Origin of the sequence: Trichococcus sp., from assembly GCF_049589555.1 — a bacterium.
Lineage (GTDB): Bacteria > Bacillota > Bacilli > Lactobacillales > Aerococcaceae > Trichococcus.
In genome coordinates this window covers 1-2,382 of the sequence record NZ_JBAWAZ010000199.1, presented here as the reverse complement: position 1 = coordinate 2,382, position 2,382 = coordinate 1, and the positions used below count along the sequence as shown (strand labels likewise).

Annotated in this window: 1 protein-coding gene and 1 pseudogene; one reads left to right on the top strand and one right to left on the bottom strand. The window is 45.4% G+C overall.

The genetic code is table 11. The features are described from left to right. Positions 1-357 precede the first annotated feature (357 nt). Positions 358-804 carry a YhcH/YjgK/YiaL family protein gene (locus tag WBV27_RS07645; RefSeq protein ID WP_424200866.1) on the bottom strand — a complete coding sequence of 149 codons (447 nt, stop codon included), beginning with the start codon at positions 802-804 and terminating at the stop codon, positions 358-360. Positions 805-1,955: 1,151 nt separating this feature from the next. On the opposite strand from WBV27_RS07645, the pseudogene WBV27_RS07640 reads away from it, so the two are divergent. Beyond that, positions 1,956-2,382, top strand: a pseudogene (locus tag WBV27_RS07640) (sugar transferase); the annotation flags it as partial.

Sequence of the window (2,382 nt, the reverse complement as noted above, 5' to 3'; positions counted from 1 at the left end):
AGCTGCAGTCTTTCAACTGATGAACAGCTTCGGCCAACTGTTTATCAAGTGAAAAATTGGAATATGCTTATCTTGTAATTTATTTGCACATCGGAGAGTTGATATAAAAGAATTAAAATGTAAATGTCCAAACAATATTTACTTTCATGTATTTTCAACCAGGTGACAGTTTGGTTCTTATACCCTTCGATAGGATACTTATCCTCGAACCACCGCATGACTGAAGTTATTTCAATGCGCACCAAAAAATAAAATTCCAAGGAAACAGACACCTTAAAATATCAGAAATAACCCATTAGAATAAGCCAGAACAGCTTTGCGCAAGCAAAGCTGTTCTGGCTTTTCAATTATCTTCTGTTACATCGCCACTTTAACGACGACTTTCTTGATCGGCGCCGGTCCATCAACTGCCATTCCCGGGCGGTGGGCATCATGCGGCGTGAACACCGCGAACTGACCCGCATGCAGCACGAAATGGTCGCCATCAGACTCAAAGAAGTAAACATCATCTTCCGGACGATCCTCTGCTTTCACGACGCCATCCAGCGTTTTCCAGCCCATCCTTTCGCTGCCTTCCACCATATACTGGATGTCAGTGTAGGTGTAGTGGGCTTCCCAACGGCATTCCTCCGGCAGATGCGTCTCGTACGCCTGCACCAGCGCGAACACCGCATCGCCGTCGATCTCGTAACGTCCTACAGGTAAAGCTGCAACATCCGTTTCATTCAAAAACTTCAGTCCCTTATAGAGCTGCTCATTCAATCCTTCATAAAATTCCAAATTAGCCAATCGATCAATGATCATGAAAAACATTCCTCCAACCCTTCGATAATGAAACAATAGCTCCAGTATAGTCCGTATTCATCGGATTGGATAGGCTTACAACCGATTGTTGCGATTTCTGTCGCAACTGGGAATGGTGCCGTGCCTCCGGCCAGCTCCGACGAAGAGCCGCCTCATCGGAGAACAACGCTGCACCAGCTATCCACATCCGACGTGCGACTGTTGACCGGAGAACAGCGACTCGCCAGCAGCGGAACTCAGGCGAAGCCGCCTTAACCGGAGGTAACAATCAATCCGGGAAAGTGATGCTTGGAATTATGATTAAAGGAATAATCGGGAAGGGCATGTCAGTAGAGTGTTATACTAAAATGTGGCTTTGGTACAAGCGTTTCGGATTCCTTCACCGACGAAGAGCCCCTCATCGGAGAACAGCGCTCGCGCCGACTACCGTACTCCGGTGAGGGACAGTTGGCCGGAGGAGAGGCTCTCGCGGGCAGCGCAACACCGGCGAAGCCGCTGTGGTCGGAGGTGATGATCTTTTGTGGGGGGGCCTCCGGCGGAAGGACCGCTCATCGGAAGAGCGCCAGGCGCATACCCGGCGGGCATGCAATTGAAAAGACCGACACCATATATTGCGTACGTAATGAATATTTATTGTAAGCTTATGCAAATCGTAACAAATCTGCTATCTGCGTGTCATGATTTTATCGAACAAAGATGAAAAGATCCGGCTTCGTTCTAAATGTTAACGAATAAAACGCTTACTTGTAAATGTTTCGTATTTTTTATGAAAAAGTACGTTAAATAGGGAAAATAATCTCAGTTTTTGTGTAAATTCTGAGAATTGGGTGGTATCATAATAGATACTGTAAGATATTTTAAGCGAGTTGAATTATTTTAGGATATATTTATCACTAAAGGCTGTCGGAATCAAGCAGTTGTCGGCTTTTGTTGCATAAAATAGTTTCCATATCATCTCGTTATATTGACCGTATTTAATTTAATTTTAAACGAATTATGCAATCAATCAATGAAAATCCCCACCAAAATACTTTGGCTTTATTTTCGCGGGGATCATGCAAGAGCATCAGGGCAAGTTATTGTTTTTGTTTGTGGCTAAAAGTTGTTCGGATTAGGATACATCATTATTTTCTATAAAGGGGATAGCGTGTATGGAGATGGAGGAGAAATTGACGGTTGCGGCGGCTTACACAGGTGTGGAGAGCCGAGCGGAGGCGCAGTCGAAGCCTGTTTACTTGGCCTGTAAAAGAATGACGGATTTTATCTTGGCATTGATGGGGCTCATCCTGCTTTCACCGGTATTCCTGATTGTGGCGCTGCTGATTAAATTGGATGACCCAAAGGGGACAATCTTCTTCGGACAAAATCGTGTAGGTAAAGACGGGGAGCTATTCAAGATGTTCAAGTTCCGCTCGATGTATGTCGATGCAGAGGAACGATTGGCTAATCTGCTGAAATACAACGAAGTCAGCGGTGCGATGTTCAAAATGTAGGAAGATCCACGCGTCACGAAGATTGGTGCCTGCATCCGCAAGTGCAGCATTGATGAACTGCCGCAGCTCTTTATTGTCCTGTTGG

Coding starts and splice junctions, on each gene's coding strand:
- WBV27_RS07645 (WP_424200866.1), bottom strand. CDS start 804: ATGATCATTGATCGATTGGCTAATTTGGAATTTTATGAAGGATTGAAT.